15 protein-coding genes are annotated in these 14,903 nt (G+C 60.2%); 11 read left to right on the top strand and 4 right to left on the bottom strand.

The genetic code is table 11. The features are described 5' to 3' along the window. Nucleotides 1-220: 220 nt before the first annotated feature. The 4 genes from IY73_RS04180 (at nucleotide 221) to IY73_RS04165 (ending at nucleotide 4,755) form a co-directional block, all read left to right on the top strand. Nucleotides 221-1,465, top strand: a complete 1,245-nt coding sequence (locus IY73_RS04180) for a hypothetical protein (RefSeq protein ID WP_053978906.1) — start codon at nucleotides 221-223, stop codon at nucleotides 1,463-1,465. A gap of 202 nt (nucleotides 1,466-1,667) precedes the next feature. After that, nucleotides 1,668-3,074, top strand: a complete 1,407-nt coding sequence (locus IY73_RS04175) for a formate/nitrite transporter family protein (protein ID WP_053978905.1) — start codon at nucleotides 1,668-1,670, stop codon at nucleotides 3,072-3,074. 44 nt (nucleotides 3,075-3,118) lie between these two features. Further along, the gene (locus tag IY73_RS04170; protein WP_053961984.1) at nucleotides 3,119-3,841 is read left to right on the top strand and encodes an NAD(P)H-dependent oxidoreductase; all 723 of its coding nucleotides are present in this window, start codon (nucleotides 3,119-3,121) and stop codon (nucleotides 3,839-3,841) included. A gap of 89 nt (nucleotides 3,842-3,930) precedes the next feature. Continuing rightward, on the top strand, nucleotides 3,931-4,755 hold the full coding sequence (locus tag IY73_RS04165) for a YaaA family protein (RefSeq protein WP_053978904.1): 825 nt from the start codon (nucleotides 3,931-3,933) through the stop codon (nucleotides 4,753-4,755). Between the two features lie 162 nt (nucleotides 4,756-4,917). Here IY73_RS04165 and IY73_RS04160 read toward each other — a convergent pair whose 3' ends face one another. Continuing rightward, nucleotides 4,918-5,577, bottom strand: coding sequence for a ribonuclease H family protein (locus IY73_RS04160; RefSeq protein ID WP_082345405.1), 660 nt, complete (start codon nucleotides 5,575-5,577; stop codon nucleotides 4,918-4,920). A gap of 237 nt (nucleotides 5,578-5,814) precedes the next feature. Between IY73_RS04160 and IY73_RS04155 the strand changes: the two genes are divergently transcribed. Continuing rightward, complete coding sequence (locus IY73_RS04155; RefSeq protein WP_053978903.1) at nucleotides 5,815-7,524, top strand: MFS transporter; 1,710 nt, start codon at nucleotides 5,815-5,817, stop codon at nucleotides 7,522-7,524. A 285-nt stretch (nucleotides 7,525-7,809) separates the two neighbouring features. Here IY73_RS04155 and IY73_RS04150 read toward each other — a convergent pair whose 3' ends face one another. Together IY73_RS04150 and IY73_RS08815 are read right to left on the bottom strand one after the other, a co-directional pair. Continuing rightward, nucleotides 7,810-8,061 (bottom strand): hypothetical protein, encoded by a 252-nt coding sequence (locus IY73_RS04150; RefSeq protein WP_148565051.1) that lies wholly within the window; start codon nucleotides 8,059-8,061, stop codon nucleotides 7,810-7,812. Between the two features lie 461 nt (nucleotides 8,062-8,522). Beyond that, nucleotides 8,523-8,723: a zinc-ribbon domain-containing protein gene (locus tag IY73_RS08815; protein WP_390175708.1), complete on the bottom strand. Its 201-nt coding sequence runs from the start codon at nucleotides 8,721-8,723 to the stop codon at nucleotides 8,523-8,525. 316 nt (nucleotides 8,724-9,039) lie between these two features. Between IY73_RS08815 and IY73_RS04145 the strand changes: the two genes are divergently transcribed. The 5 genes from IY73_RS04145 to dcm all read left to right on the top strand — a co-directional run bounded on the left by IY73_RS04145 (nucleotide 9,040) and on the right by dcm (nucleotide 14,119). After that, nucleotides 9,040-9,900 carry a hypothetical protein gene (locus IY73_RS04145; protein ID WP_053978901.1) on the top strand — a complete coding sequence of 287 codons (861 nt, stop codon included), beginning with the start codon at nucleotides 9,040-9,042 and terminating at the stop codon, nucleotides 9,898-9,900. Next, the gene (locus tag IY73_RS04140) at nucleotides 9,897-10,301 is read left to right on the top strand and encodes a hypothetical protein (protein WP_053978900.1); all 405 of its coding nucleotides are present in this window, start codon (nucleotides 9,897-9,899) and stop codon (nucleotides 10,299-10,301) included. Before IY73_RS04145 ends, IY73_RS04140 begins: the two co-directional genes overlap by 4 nt. A 228-nt stretch (nucleotides 10,302-10,529) precedes the next feature. Next, nucleotides 10,530-10,964, top strand: a complete 435-nt coding sequence (locus IY73_RS04135) for a Panacea domain-containing protein (protein ID WP_053978899.1) — start codon at nucleotides 10,530-10,532, stop codon at nucleotides 10,962-10,964. Between the two features lie 791 nt (nucleotides 10,965-11,755). Next, nucleotides 11,756-12,895 (top strand): HindVP family restriction endonuclease, encoded by a 1,140-nt coding sequence (locus IY73_RS04125; RefSeq protein ID WP_053978897.1) that lies wholly within the window; start codon nucleotides 11,756-11,758, stop codon nucleotides 12,893-12,895. 60 nt (nucleotides 12,896-12,955) lie between these two features. After that, nucleotides 12,956-14,119, top strand: a complete 1,164-nt coding sequence (dcm, locus tag IY73_RS04120) for a helix-turn-helix domain-containing protein (protein WP_053978896.1) — start codon at nucleotides 12,956-12,958, stop codon at nucleotides 14,117-14,119. An 83-nt stretch (nucleotides 14,120-14,202) separates the two neighbouring features. Here the strand turns inward: dcm and IY73_RS08320 are convergent, their stop codons facing one another. Beyond that, nucleotides 14,203-14,388 carry a hypothetical protein gene (locus tag IY73_RS08320; protein WP_148565049.1) on the bottom strand — a complete coding sequence of 62 codons (186 nt, stop codon included), beginning with the start codon at nucleotides 14,386-14,388 and terminating at the stop codon, nucleotides 14,203-14,205. 274 nt (nucleotides 14,389-14,662) lie between these two features. Between IY73_RS08320 and IY73_RS04115 the strand changes: the two genes are divergently transcribed. Beyond that, nucleotides 14,663-14,881 carry a hypothetical protein gene (locus IY73_RS04115; RefSeq protein ID WP_053978895.1) on the top strand — a complete coding sequence of 73 codons (219 nt, stop codon included), beginning with the start codon at nucleotides 14,663-14,665 and terminating at the stop codon, nucleotides 14,879-14,881. Nucleotides 14,882-14,903 lie beyond the last annotated feature (22 nt).

Here is a 14,903-nt window from a genome sequence, read left to right as displayed (position 1 = left end):
GTAGTGGTAACAACCAGGGACTCTCCCAAAGCAACGCGAACCAGTTATGAAAGATTGTGGAACGGTGACGGGCCCCACAGAACCCCACGCCGGAACCCATCACCCAAAAGTAGCGCCCCCACGGACAACCGAAAGTAGCGCCTCCACGGACACCCAAAGCGTGGTCTAATGGCGCAGAACCTTCCCCATACACCAAGAAACGGCGGCGAAGAGCACCCCCATGCACACCGACGACGAGCAACTCCGCAGCGCATACCAGCAGCTCAACGATGCCATCGAGCAGGCGCCGCAGCTCTTCACCGACCCCACCTCCTACACCCTGCCCGCCAGCAGCCTTACCTCCGCACAGTCCTTTGCCGCACAACTCAGCACCCTGGTGGAACATCCGTACGGCGCCCAAGCCATAATGAGTTGGTACTTCACCGCAACCGCCTGCCTTGCCCGCTTCCTCGGAAACCTCTGCGGGGCCATACACGACCCCAACTTCGACACCAGCCAAGGGCTGGCAGCAACCTACCACCAGCTCGTCCCCCTACGGCACCACTCCGCCAGCACCCTCACCCTCCCCTCACTCCACGACGAACCCATCGGCCAAGACACCCCCACCCTGGCTAGCCACTTCGCAGAACTCGACGATGCTGCCATCGCTGCTACTGCCACCACCTGGTGCAACGCCGCAGCCGCCCTTCACGACTACGCCGCCCGCCTCCACAATGCTGCCAGCTCCGTCGCCCACGCCGGCACCCACGCCGGCAACCCCGCCCTCACCCACAGCGCCGATACCTTTGCCGCCAGCCTCGCCATCCACGAATGGGCCGAAGGACTAGAAGAATTCGCCCGCCGCAGCGAAACAATCGCCCAACGCATCGACAGCTTCAGAGCCACCTACGCCACCACCCGCACCCAACTAGCCGACATTGCCGCCCGCCGGCAAGAAGCCCTCGAACAGCCTGCCTTCCAGACCTACACCTTCCCCGAAGCCGCCTTCACCAGCCGCGCCAACCAACTCCTCCGCGGCACCTACAACCCCGGCATCCAGCAGGCCACCCTGGCCGGCATCAGCTTCCCGCTGCCACAAACAACCCACCGCAAAGTGAAGCCCGGCCTCACCCCCCATGACTACGGCTACCAACCCAACACCAACCCGGCTGCCAACCCGGCTGCCAACCCAGCCGTCTGGCCCACCCCCCGCACACAAAGCAGAGACCCCTACTCGCCAGACCTCCACAACCCCGTCTACGACCCCAAAATCCGGGAAGCCTACCACAACCTCTTCTCCGAAAACCGCGCCCCGGACCCCCTCGCCACCGACGGCCGCAACTGCGCCTTCCGCCGCCGCAACCCCGAAGACGTCCCCACCTTCCGCCGCCGCGAACCCAGCAGCAACCGCATCCTTCCTAAACCCGGCGGCATTCGCGGCCCCATCCGCCACCCCGACGACCCCCTCTACGGCACCGGACGGTAGAAAAACCGCTAACACCAGACGTTAGAGCAGCAGCCGTTAGAGCGCCGGCCACTAGAGCCCACCGGTAGCGCAGCCCACCACCGAGACCCGTCACCCTGGCGGCGAGAAAACCCACCATCCCACGGCACAGATCACCTATCCCCCGGTATCCTGCTTGTAATGTCCTTGTGAACTCTCCCCGCCCAAGGAAGGTGGACAACTCATGGGAATCATCGACAGCGGAAAAAACAGCCGAGCCAACCACCAACGCGCCCAAATCGAAGAACGCCTCACCAAAAACCGTGAACGCGTCCAAGAAGAACGCATCGCCACTCTCAACGACGACAACACCACCTTCCACCGCGAAAAAGCCCTCGACGATGCCTTCGACCGGCAGGTCAGCGAAGGCCGCCAACGCCTTGCCCGCCCCCGCCCCCAACAATTCATCACCGGTGTCATGGGCGGCATGGAAATCAGCCTCGGCATCCTCATCGGCATGCGTGTCACTGATCTCACCGGCAGTCAACTCCTCGGCGGCGTCGCCTTCAGCCTCGGTTTCATCACCCTCCTCCTCGCCCATTCCGAACTCTTCACCGAAGGCTTCCTCGTCCCCACCTTTGCCGTCGTCGCCCGCCGTGCCCGCATCCTCCAACTCATCAGGTTCTGGTTCTACACCTTCCTTGGCAACCTCGTCGGCGGCCTCGTTGTCATGTGGGCCACCACCACCGCCTTCCCTGACTCCAACCATGTCCTCATCCACCACGGGGAACACTTCGCCTCCCTCACCCCAGACCTCAAAACCGTGCTCATGGCCATCATTGCCGGCACCGCCATTACCCTCATGACCCGTATGCAGATGGGCACCAGCGAAGTCGTCGGCAAAATCGTGGCCGCCCTCTTCGGTGGCATCCTCCTCTTCGGCTTCGGCATGCTCCACAGTGTCCTCGACACGCTCATCATGCTGGGCGCCTGGTGTGCCGGCTCCAGTGTCACCCCCCTGGACATCCTTGGCTTCCTCTGGTGGATCATCCCCCTCAACATGTTCGGCGGTATTGTTTGCGTCGCCATGCCCCGCGCCCTCCAAGCTCGCGACCGCGTCCGCATGGAACGTATCCGCGTCGCCCTCGAAATGCATAACGGGGACGAGCTGGCCAACGACGCCCGCGGCCTCCTCATCTCCGGCCACGACCTGCGGGAAGAGCTCCAAAAGGAACTGGAAGAAACCTCCGGTGAAACCGTGCCCGACGGCCCTTGGCAGGACTTGGGCAACCGCATCACTGCCCGCTTCACCCGGCTGGGCAACCGCCTGGGTAGCCCCGATGAGCAGCGCCAGCAGTCCCGCCGCCGGCAGGCCGAGATGGATCGCCGCGCCAAGCTGACCGAGCAAACCATGGCGACCCGTAGCCGTGAACGGCAGGAAACCCAGGCCCGCGCCGACACCGCCAACGGGAACGCCACCAGCAGTGGAAGTGTTAGCGGTAGGGGTGACGGGTCCAGCCGGAAAGGTGATCAGTCCTCTACCACTCTCGCTGAACGCGGCAGTCACCACCACAGTAAAGGCGGTAGCTCCAGCCATAACAGCAGTAGCCCCGACAGTGGAGGGCGCATCGACCCGCCGCTCCCGCGCTAAGCTGTAACCACACCGAGAAGCCGTAGAAGGAGACCGCACCCGCAATGAGCACCGACCCCACCCAGCACCTCCCTAACCAGCCAGGAGTCCCCAACCTCACCCCCTGCATGACCGCCGAGCAGGTTGTCCAGCTTCTCCACAACCGCTACACCGCCAAAAAATACAACCCCACCATGCGGGTCAGCGAAGAGGACTTCGCCGCCATTATCGAAGCTGGCCGCATGAGCCCCAGCAGTATGGGCTTCGAACCCTGGCATTTCGTCCGCATCAACAACCGCAACCTCATCAACGACATGCTCCCCCACATGTGGGGAGCCGTCGGTAAACTCGAAGACGCCAGCCACTTCGTTGCTCTCCTCGGCCGCAACGTCGACCAGATGAAGCCCTACAGTAGCTATCTCACCCACATACACGAGGATGTCCAGAAGTATCCGCATGAGGGACTTGACGCCCGCATGGACCGCTACGTCACCTTCATCAACGAGGACCAAGACTTCCAGACAGATCGCGAAAAGAACCTCTGGGTTGATAAGCAGGTGTACATGGCGCTGGGCAACATGCTTACCATGTCCGCCGCCATGGGCATCGACTCCACCCCCATCGAAGGGTTCCAGAAGCGCCCTCTGGAGGAGCTCCTCACCGACCGTGGCGTCTACGATCCGGAGGAGTTCCACCTCACTGTGTTCGTGTGCTTCGGCTATTCCGACGCCGAGCACCGCATGAAGACCCGCCGCCCCACCAGCGAAGTCCTCACCGTCATTGACTAACCCCGTCGACTAGGCCCATCGACTTACCCCCAGCGGCTAGCCCCGGCCGGCGGCTAGCCTCCGCCATCGAGCAACCGGCACCAGCACCCATGCGCATTCTGCTACCACCCTCCGAAGGGAAAACCCCCGCCAGCCCAGACCGCGCCCCCATCCGCCTCGACAGCCTGGTCTACCCCCACCTGGCCGACCAACGCCTGGCCGTCGGTGACGCTCTCCAAGCCGCCAGCAACCACCCCGACGCCCTCACCATCCTGGGTGCCGGCCAACGCGTTGCCGGAGACGTCTACCGCAACCGCACCCTCTGGCAGCAACCCGCCGCCCCCGCCCGCGATATTTACACCGGTGTCCTCTACGCCGGCGCGCAACTGAGCGGTGGCCGCCCCCGCCACCTGGCTTGGGCCGACAAGCACATCCTTATCGCCTCCGGGTTGTGGGGGTGGGTTCGCCCCGGCGACCGCATCCCCGCCTACCGCTGCGCCATGAACGTCGATCTCCCCGGCATCGGCCCCCTCGGCCCCTACTGGCGGCGCGCTCTCAAAAACACCTTCACTCAGCAGATGGAAGGGGAACTGGTTGTCGACTGCCGCTCTGGCGCCTACCAGAAAGCGTGGATGCCGAACGCGCGGGTGTGCCAGGAGTACGCCATCGACGTGGTGCAGGTAAAGGTTGTGCGGCTCACCAACGGTTACGAAAAAGTGGTGTCCCACAACGCGAAACACTGGCGTGGGTTGTTGACGCAGGCGCTGGTGAAAGCGGGGGGTGACGGGCTCACCATCAACGACCCGGGTGAACTCGTGGAGGCACAGCCGCAGCTCTTTGCCACCATCCGCGGCAGCTTGGGCAGTGACCACCTGAGCGGTGCCCGTTTGGAGGGTGGCGACGGCTGCTGGACCCTCACCCTCATCACCGCCTAGCGCCCCGGTGCGCGTGAGGCACTAAGTGTGGCCACAGGCTCAAGGCTGCCCGATGTGGTGGGCTGCCGAATGGGCAAGGTGAAGGCGTACAACGAGACGCCGGAAAAAGCCAAGAAGGCGCTGCCGGGGAAAACGCCAGGAAAAACGCCGGGGAAGGCGTCGTTAGAACAGCGTGTCCTGCGTTCCAGCGGCAGAACTGGGGGTGGACGTGGGTGCGGAATTCTGAGCAGCGTTGGGCGTAGGGCTAGGCGCGCCATGGCGCGGGCTGCTCTGTGGGGTAGTGACGGCAGCGCCACCTCTGACTGCACTACTACCGGCACCACTGCCGCTGCCATTGCCCGCGCTGGTGCTGCCCGCGCCGGGGAAGCCCGGCCCCTCCGGAATCGGCTGGTGGTGCTGGTAGGCGGTAGCTACCGCGCGGGCCGCTGAATCTGCCGCTTCGTTCAACGGGTGCCCCGCATGCCCCTTCACCCAGGTGAAGCGCACAGGCCGTCCTCGCAACTCCGTATCCAACTGGCGCATCAGATCCGTGTTCAGTACCGGCTTGCCGTCCCCCTTCTTCCAGCCGCGCTTCTTCCATCCCGGCATCCACTTCGTCAACGAATTGATGACGTACTGGGAATCGCACAGAATGTGCAACTCCTCCTCAGCGCGGTGCCTGGTGGACAGTAGCAGATCCAGCACGGCCATCAGCTCGCCCTGGTTATTGGTGCCCTGCGGCCAGCCACCCGCATGCCAGCAGGTCTCGTCGATGAACCATGCCCAGCCGGCGGGACCGGGGTTACCCAAAGAGGAGCCGTCTGCGGCCGCGATAATAGTCATGTCTCCATCTTGTCACACCCCGCTGCCGCCAGCCGCGTGCTATCACCCAGCCATCACCCAGCCATTACCCAGCCGTCACCCGGCCAGTACACACACCGCCACCACCCTCAGTTAAAACTCAAGGGATGCATGAAGACTGGTGAATATTCAGGCGGCCGGGTTGCCCCTAAAGACAATACGAGTAAAGTTAGCCATGCCTAACTTTTTCACTTTGAGAAACTTCGTTTAAGGATGCCCGTGACCACCACAAACACCCCAAAGAGCACCCCGAAACCGGTCTGGGCGGCCGTCTTCGTTGGCCTCTCCACCATCATCATGACGCTCGACAACACCATTGTGAACGTCGCGCTATCCTCTATCGCCAACTACTTCAATGCTCCCCTCTCCAGCGCCCAATGGGTAATTAACGCCTACACCCTCGCCTTCGCCTCCCTCCTCCTCGGCGTCGGTGCCATTTCCGACTTCTGGGGCCGACGGCCGCTCTTCCTCATTGGCCACGCCTTCTTTATGCTCTCCAGCCTCGCTTGCGCCTTCGCCCCCACCGCAGACAGTCTCGTCGTCTTCCGTGGCATCCAAGGCTTCGGCGCCGCCATGGTTTTCGGCACCTGCATCCCTCTCATCGCAGACGCCTACGCTAAAGAAGACTCTGCCCGCCGCAACCGTGCTATTGGTCTCTCCATGACCGTCTCCGTTGCCGCCATGGCCTTCGGCCCCCTGGTTGGCGGCATCATCCTCCAAACCGCCGGGGACTTCCTTGGTCGCGGCGCCTGGCCCTGGCTCTTCCTTATCAATGTGCCCCTCGGCCTCATCTGCATCCTTGGTACCCTCGCCGCCGTACCCAACACCTACAAGACGCTCCGCGCCGAAGGCACCACTGCCCAAGGCAAAGCCGACTACCTCACCATCGTCTACACTGTCATCAGCCTCTTTGCCATCAACTATGCCATCCTCTACGGACCGCAACGTGGCTGGGGCAGCTGGCGGACCATCCTCCCCTTCATCCTCGGTATTATCGTCATGGGTATCATGATCTGGCGGCAATCGCGCAAGGGTGACGACGCCCTGCTGAACCTCAACATGTTCAAGATTCCCAGCTACAGCACCGTCATTGTGCTCGGCTTCGTCTCCAAACTCATGAGCTTCGGACTGTTCAGCTACTGCATCTACTGGATGTTCGGCGTCGGACAGCGCACGCCTATCCAAATCGGCGCTATCATCATGCTCGTTGCCGTTCCCATGATCGCCGTTGCTGGCATGGTCGGCCCCCTCGGGAAAAAGATCGGTGCCAATAACGTCGTCGCCATCGGCATGGCCATCAACGCCATCGGCCTCCTCACCGGCCTTTCCATCAACTACACCACCAACTGGGTAGCGATCGTCCCCGTTTTCCTCCTTATGGGCATTGGCGGCGGTTTCGTCACCCCGTTCATGATGGATATTGCCGTCTCCGTCGTACCTCCGCAGAAAGCTGGTGTCGCCACCGGCATGGCCAACGCCGCCATGCCGCTGGGTACCGCCGCAGGTGTCGCCATCAACGGCGCTATCCTAGCCAGTCACATCAACAACGGCCTGGACAAGAACTCTATCTTCACCTCTCTGCCTGCAGACACCGCCAGTACCGTCCGGGACATGGTGAGTACCGGTGCCGCCGACAAGGTGGGCGCCAAAGTAGCCGGGTTGCTGTCTGCCGAACAGGCCACCGCCCTTAACGACCTGGCCATCAAGCTCTCCAGCCAAGGAACCGCCATTATCTTCGTAGCGTGCGGTGTGGCCACCCTGCTGACGGTCTTCTTGGCCAAGTGGGGCATCCGCGACTCCGACCGCTGGCACGGTGACGACACTGATGGTGTTGCCGACGCACCCGGTGACGCCATGCCCGGTGACGCTGCCGCCGATAAGACGGCCTCGGCTGAAGTAGCTGCGGAAGAAAGCGCCAACACCCCCTAACTCTCGCGCCCGCTGACCCACAACCAGTACGCCGTCCCCCACCACACACCGCCCCGTTGCTCGCTGCCCAGAAGCTCGCTGTCGGTTTACTACAACGCTGCCCCCAGCCATGAACAGTTTCAACATTCTCCAGATAGTGCTCTCTCCTCGATTCACTTTGACGAATCAGAATCCAGGAACTCTTCTGGGGGTGCGTTGTGGGTTTTGTTAAAGTCTCCCTTCTTCCTTGACATCGTGGAAGAACTAGCAGTGGCAGATACCCAGTGCCGATGAGGAGGCTGGCGGCTAGCACCATGCTGGCAAGTGCTGCAAGGGGGAGTGGAGACTGCCTTTCTTGTAGGTGGCGGCTGCTCCTATGGCAGCTACTGCGCATAAGCATGTGGTGAGGAGGAGGCAGAAGCGGTCAGTGGCGTAGCCGGTGGTGAGTGCTATTCCCCAGTAGAGGAAGGCGACTCCTAGCCAGGTGATGAGAAGATACTGTACATAAACAGGGATAAACTCGCGGGCTGTGACGCGGGTGTTAGTTGGGCGGTCCAAAGAAACTCCCCTCATAGAGATGAACGTAAGCAAAAAGCATTCCTTCTAACAGTGCATTAATTACGAAACCTATAGCGAAGAACGCAATATAGGGGGCTGCTTTGGGGAAAACCTCCGAGACAACACCAACAGGATCAGCAGAAAAACCATCCCATAAAGCTGAACCGTAACAAGCCCAACAGCCTCAGGAGCAGATGGGCCAGGAAAGTGTGGGAGTAGTGTATTGAAAGTATCATGCACACTCCAGAAGTAATCCGCTGTGCAGAATCCAAGGATTGTGAGGAGGATGTAGGCTGCCCAGTGTCCCCAGGTGTGGAGGGTGGTTTTGTGCAGGGGCTTGCTCATTTTCTGCCTCGAGACATTCGGATAACCGACCGCGTTGCGCCGCGCCGACAGGTGTGAGCTGCCGTTCCCATGGCAGGAGGCCTACTCACCCCATGGATTTAAGCCCCCGCCGCGGCCTACGCGCCGGTGGTGCGGCATCGGCGGCGGAAACACACCGGGCAGCCAGAACCCTTGGTGCGGTTGGCAACCACTGCCTGCCACTCGTGCCCATGCTCGCAGACCCACCACACTTTTGCGTTAGACCCATCCGTGACCATGTCTGGGGTCACGTCACCGTTCTTTGTCGGATGCCACTGCGCGACAAGATGGTCAGGCAACGGCTTCGCTGCTATAGCATCGAACTCAAAAGCCCACTATCAGTGGCACGAACTCGAAGGTGAACATCGCACCGCGTGGCCCTTAACGGCACGTCCACACGTTGACATCGTTGGCGCAAAGTCCGTGCAAGGGCACGCCCTTGACCCCTCCAGGCGCTCCAACGCGAGCGTCCTGCTCACTGCCGCCCCAGCGGCGAAAATCCAACCAGGGACAAAACCACCCTAGGCCGGGGGCTGTCGTTACAGCATCATCATGGCACTGGCTAGGTTGAAGGCTGCTATCAACCAGTGACAGTCTTTTTGAAGGGGACATGCCATGTCTACAAACCCACCCGACCCAGCTATCTACGGGATGCCGTGGAAGATAACGCAAGGTCACCCACCCACACAGGTGACCTACCTGCGCACATTCGTCGCACCCGAAGACGCAGCGCGCGTCGCCCACATCATGCACGCAGGCGATGGCAGCGGCTTCGCCGCCGATTCGTCGTGGCTGCGCGAACAACTGCCCGGACTCTACGACATTGCCGAGTACCTGTACGGACCCGCCCAGGTCGGCGACGACGGCGAGGTACACAGCCGGTTTGTCGAGCTGTCGGAGACGGTGCCTGGCAACCAGGCACGCATTGACACCGTCGGCGTGGTCAACCTCGACCGCCGCGACACGGTGCTTGACGATGCCGGTGTTGTCGTCACCTGCTGTCTGTGCGATGTCGGCGGAATCCACTGTGCCACCGTCACGACCGGCCTTCTTGTCGACCAGCAAGCCGCGGCCACTGGCTACCCGCGACCAAGATGGATAACATGTTCGTCTCTGCTCGAACCTGTCGTCCTCGTCGAACCGAGAGCACTCCGCGACGTGGCGAGCACACAGCGAGTCCACCAGGCGCGCAACTTCCTAGCGAGAACCTGGTGGTCTATGGGAGCCGACGAGCGCGTGGTCAGCGTCAACGCCCTGCGAGCCAGGACACTTGCCGCCAGCCACATCCTCGCCGCCTCACGAGCGAAAACCTGCCTGCCACCTGCACCGACAAGCGACGAGCCACGCTGGCCGAACGCAACGTTTTGGGCAAGCAACAGCCCGGCCTGGGGCAACATGTTCCACCACAGCTGGCAACTCGAACACGACCTGGTCATGCTGTCGACAACGCAGTGGACTCGGCTGGAGCTCGCATGACCACCCCTCGCGGGGACATGGTGATTCTCGACCTCGAACTCGCTGCCGCCGACGACATCGCACGCTTCGCCTTCGACCCGTGGGCACTGCACTTGATGCTGCACACGCACGGTTACACCGCTGCCATGAGCGTGCTGAATAAAGCCAGCCCGCGCGGCCAGGTACACGTCGCGGTGGCACTTGTCGAGGTCGACCACATTGCCACGCCCACGCTGCGGCTCCACGTCTCCTGGTGCGGGCACGACATGGCCGTGTGCCTGTTCGGGCTGCGCGGCAGCCTGCGCGTCGACTACCTCGACTGGGCTATCGGCACCATCGACACGCCGAGCACGCAGCCTGGCCGCGTCCTCGACCTGGTAACGCGTGCTGGCGGCGGCCAAGGCACCATGGTGGTCGAGTAGGCCGCGAGTGCCCGGCGAGGGACGTGGCGAGTGCGAGGGGCTGGGGTTACTGACACCGAGCGTGAGCATCCACCTGCACGGAAAACTACATTTATCCTGCACATGGGCAGAGAGGGCGGAATCACATCACTATGATGGGTCGCATTTTTAGGCGTGGTATAACTCGAACTGCTAAAATATCCTACGATGGAATCAAACTTTGAGCACGGCTAAAACGAGGAGGTGACCATGGCAAGCATATTTGATGTTGCCGAATTTATTTTGTCCCGCCGCGGCGAAATGACCACTATGAAGCTACAAAAATTGTGCTACTACAGCCAGGCCTGGAACCTCGTTTGGGACGAAAAAGAGCTGTTTCCTCAACGCTTCGAGGCGTGGGCTAATGGTCCCGTGTCGCCTGAATTGTATGGTCGCCACCGCGGTGAGTTCCGCGTTCGCGCTGGACACTTCCCCGGCGACCCAGAGGCACTTACCGAATCCGAGCGACAGACCGTTGAGTCTGTGATCGCGCACTATGGGCCAAAATCTGCTGTCGAACTAAGCGAAATGACACACCGCGAGCGCCCATGGCTCGACGCGCGTGGAGACTCCCCCAGCGGCGAGCCGTCGACGGAGCTTATACCTATCGCCTCCATTGCCGAATACTACGGTTCTTTGGTCTAGCCGTATGGGGAAGAAGAAAGGTACTTTTCCCAGTACGCAGGACACCACGCCGTCAACGGCACCACGAACTCCCGTCGACTCTCCAAGCAGCGTTTCCAGTGAGAAACTGTCTTTCCGATTTTCTCGGATGGATAAAGGAGGGCAGTGGTCGTTCAAGAAAACGGTCAAAGGTCAGCACGCACAGCTGATTTTCAAGACGCTGGCAAAATTTGAGGGATACACGCTTGAACAGGCCCGCCAAAGTGGAATGGCCGAGTACAACATGTCCCAATGTCCCAACCAGCAAGCTACGACACGACTAGCCAACCAATATCAGGGTCAAGACTCGTTATGCCGATTCGAGGTTTCGGGAAACGGAAAGAGCCAAAAATTATTTGGTATCCGTGACGGGTCGACAATCTCACTGATCTGGTATGACACCAACCACACAGTGTGGCCCTCCGGTTCTTAGACAGTTACGCAGGCAGGACATCGGTGCATCTTCCCACCGTCGGATTAAGCACGCCCCGTGACTGGATTTGAGGATTCTGCAAGCGAACTGCGACACCCCGGCCACACAGCGCTGTCGGGGGAGGCAGCGGGGCCAGGGTGTCTGAAGGAGAGAGTATCAACGCGCGGGGACATGCGCTCGTCGGGTTACGGGAAATTCCGCTTGTTTTAAGCTGATGTTTCCCCATCGTGTGAATCAGCGTCCCCGATCACATTCCGATCCACCCTGTGCAGGGGGCAAAAAGTAACACACCCTGCAAAAAGTTAAGCACTAGTGGATCTGTCTGGATACGATATGGCCCATGACGTACCTTTACGGCCTTGACCACTCGAATAAGGATTTTACAAAGTCCAAATCCTTCGGCAAGAACACTTTTACAAACGCATGGCCACTGGCCGTGGCACAGTACCTGTCGGGTGTGCGAGAGCTCGATATTCCCGTCGTGGCTGCCGAGAAGAATCTGAAAGGCAAATCACCCAAAACCCGTATCGAGTACCGTGCATGGGAAGACATCATCGGGACATCCCATGACAATGCGCGTTTTGTCTTTGAAACAGCGTTTACCCCGTATATGGCGTACACAAATCTCCCAGAAATCAATCCAAGCGACGTTGTTGTCTTCGATAACTCAACAGGTGAGCCACTACACCCCCTAGAGCTTAAACTTATTGTCGTCCCCAACTCGGGGTCCGCACGCCGACCCCGTGAGAAACAAACAGGAGAACTAGTTTCTCGGCCTCCCTCAATCGAGCAAATTGCCTACTCCATTGCGTATGGCTTCACCCAAACTCGCCGCTTTGAACTGCAAACGATTATCTCGGATGCTCTCGGCGCACCAAACGACTTTAACTGGCGCGACATCCGCTCGATGGTCAAGGCGTTGCCAAAGTTTGTAGCTGCTCTAGATGACATTATCCGTGCAGGTGTCGATGTCCAGCGACCACTGATTATGACCTCTATCTGGCGTTCACAAGGCCAGCGTCCCTTGCTCGACGACCATGCTTTTGACGTGTTCGTCTTTACCGAACTTGCCTTTATGACGCTCTATACCGATTCAGTACGCAAGACCTACCTAGACGAGAATGGCAACATCCGCGAAGACGCTCCTGTCACAGACATGACGCGCGCTGCGCGTACCGTTGTTTGGCTAGTTCGCAGCCTGTGGGATTACTCCACCCAGCGCATCCTTGACTTCCCGCGAGTAGTCGGCGACGCAGGGTATGGGAAACAGACAGACAAAGCAGGTGCATTTACCGATCCGATACGCGACATCCTGGACTCCCCAGAGTTTTTGAACCCGCGAGTACGCGCTAATGAGGTTGATTCAATCCTCGATCCGCGCGCACGCGAGTTTCTGCTGCCAGAACGTCGCCTCGACGCGTCGCTATCGTTGCGGTTCACGCTCGAAAAGCTGCGCTCGGGAGAAGCCTGGGAAGCATAGTGGATGTCTCATTTTGGCGCGGATGCGGGTCAGTTTGCGACCCCGTGCTAATGTGGGGACATGCCTTCAATCAAACCTGCGCCAGACCCCGCAACGGGACTGTTTGATGTCAAAAGACTTGCCGCTCTTCTAGGGGTCTCGGCAGCGACCATCCGCACGCGACGCAAGCGTGGACAACTGCCCCCAGCAACATCAGAAGACATCAATGGCGGTGCCGTCTGGGCCAGCAACCTCATTGACGAGTTCCTTGCGCGCGAAAAGCAGGGCTTAACCTCGACGACGAAACCCAACCCAGACCTTCCTCCAGTCGTTGACCTTTTCTCTGGATGTGGGGGTCTGTCCCTCGGTTTCCAATTTGCAGGTTTCCACCTTCTCGCAGGCTACGACAACTGGCAATCTGCCATTGACACATATAACACGAACGACCTCGGACACGAAGCCCATGTCCTTGACCTCGGGGATGTAGATGCCGTTATTGCGGAACTGGAGCGTCACCGACTCAATGATGGCTCGTTTCCTGCGATTATCGGAGGACCGCCGTGTCAGGACTTTTCCTCGGCAGGCAAGCGTGTTGAAGGTGCGCGAGCAGACTTGACCGAAAAGTACGCGGCTATTGTTTCCCACTTCCGGCCTCCGTTCTTCATCATGGAAAATGTTGCTCGTGCCGAACATGCAGCAGCGTACAAATCCGCGTTGCAAACCATGGAAGATGCAGGATACGAGATTGTTAAAAAAGTTCTCGATGCCTCTTACCGCGGCGTTCCACAGACTCGCAAGCGTTTGGTCGCTTTTGGCTCACTAACACCGGGACATGCCGAAAAAGTGCTCCAGTATTGGGAAGAAGTCGTTGACGAAAAGCCAATGACGATCCGCGAGTGGTTCGGTGACAATATCGACATTAATGTCTATTACCGGCACCCTCGCAGTTACGCTCGCCGTGGAATTTTCTCCGTCGACGAGCCAAGCCCAACCATTCGAGGGGTTAATCGTCCAATCCCCAAGGGCTATCCTGGACACCCGGGCGACGCTGGTAGCGTGGACGATGCCCGTCCGCTGACGATGCGCGAGCGAGCGAAAATTCAGACATTCCCGGACGGATTCAGTTTCGTTGGTTCTAAGACGGCATGTGAGCAGATGATAGGCAATGCTGTTCCTGTTCAACTGGGCAAGTACATTGGCGACTCGGTTGCGTTTGCACATGGCATTGTCGCAGACAAGGACTAACTGCTCTCTAAAAGTCTAGAAACCGCGGCACACGATGTTGTATGTGCCGGGGTTTCACTGTTTCGTCCCGGTTTGGTATCGGCCTATTCGCCGGTCTCCCGTGGTTCCAGCGCGTCGGTCGGCCACAACTGTATGCCCAGTCGGGTTTCGAGCTCGGCCACGCGCAGCGCTGTCGGCCAGGACGCGCCGGAGAGTAGAGCGCGCAGCGCGGAGGTGTTGATGTCCAAGTCCACTGCCGCGGCGTTGATGGAGGGATACCTCGTGCACACGGCGTTGTCGAGTGCGGCAATCACGTACCGGACGCGCGCATGGGCCGGACCGGTGACAAAGCAGTGCGACGTTAGGAGCCGGACTGCGAGCGCGCGAAATCGTGAATCTGACGACCGACGACCTCGAATACACACCGGGTGGGATCGCGCTCGTCCATCTTTCAGACCGCAGCGTTCCCGTCGACCCGCGATGGAACCCGTTTCTACGTCCGCCCGAATCCGATTGCGTGTGCTTTCCCCGCACAGACGGAGAAACACGGCAAGTCTGCCCGACGTGCTCAAACAGCTATACAAGCACCACCCCATTGGGCTGCGCCCACAAATCTCGCTGCTGCGCGCCACCTGGTTGAAGTCGCTGGTGTGCTCGGGCATTGTCCCGCGCTACGCCGCCTGGCTCGCCGGATACGGCAACCACAAACTGTTCCACAATGTGTTCGGCCAAGACTCCTACGACGACTACCGCCGCTGGCTCAACCTCGGCAAGCCCAACTAAACCCGCCACGTCCCGAAGATAA

The organism is Lawsonella clevelandensis (assembly GCF_001293125.1).
Lineage (GTDB): Bacteria > Actinomycetota > Actinomycetes > Mycobacteriales > Mycobacteriaceae > Lawsonella > Lawsonella clevelandensis.
The sequence above is the reverse complement of the archived record's forward strand: the minus strand, read 5'-3'. Positions and strand labels throughout refer to the sequence as shown.

Bases quoted from the DNA above. Each gene is read 5' to 3' on its own strand.
- IY73_RS04140 (WP_053978900.1), top strand. From the start codon at position 9,897: ATGACCACCCCTCGCGGGGACATGGTGATTCTCGACCTCGAACTCGCT.
- dcm (WP_053978896.1), top strand. From the start codon at position 12,956: ATGCCTTCAATCAAACCTGCGCCAGACCCCGCAACGGGACTGTTTGAT.
- IY73_RS04175 (WP_053978905.1), top strand. From the start codon at position 1,668: ATGGGAATCATCGACAGCGGAAAAAACAGCCGAGCCAACCACCAACGC.
- IY73_RS04160 (WP_082345405.1), bottom strand. From the start codon at position 5,577: ATGACTATTATCGCGGCCGCAGACGGCTCCTCTTTGGGTAACCCCGGT.
- IY73_RS04125 (WP_053978897.1), top strand. From the start codon at position 11,756: ATGACGTACCTTTACGGCCTTGACCACTCGAATAAGGATTTTACAAAG.
- IY73_RS04165 (WP_053978904.1), top strand. From the start codon at position 3,931: ATGCGCATTCTGCTACCACCCTCCGAAGGGAAAACCCCCGCCAGCCCA.
- IY73_RS04170 (WP_053961984.1), top strand. From the start codon at position 3,119: ATGAGCACCGACCCCACCCAGCACCTCCCTAACCAGCCAGGAGTCCCC.
- IY73_RS04135 (WP_053978899.1), top strand. From the start codon at position 10,530: ATGGCAAGCATATTTGATGTTGCCGAATTTATTTTGTCCCGCCGCGGC.
- IY73_RS04180 (WP_053978906.1), top strand. From the start codon at position 221: ATGCACACCGACGACGAGCAACTCCGCAGCGCATACCAGCAGCTCAAC.
- IY73_RS04145 (WP_053978901.1), top strand. From the start codon at position 9,040: ATGTCTACAAACCCACCCGACCCAGCTATCTACGGGATGCCGTGGAAG.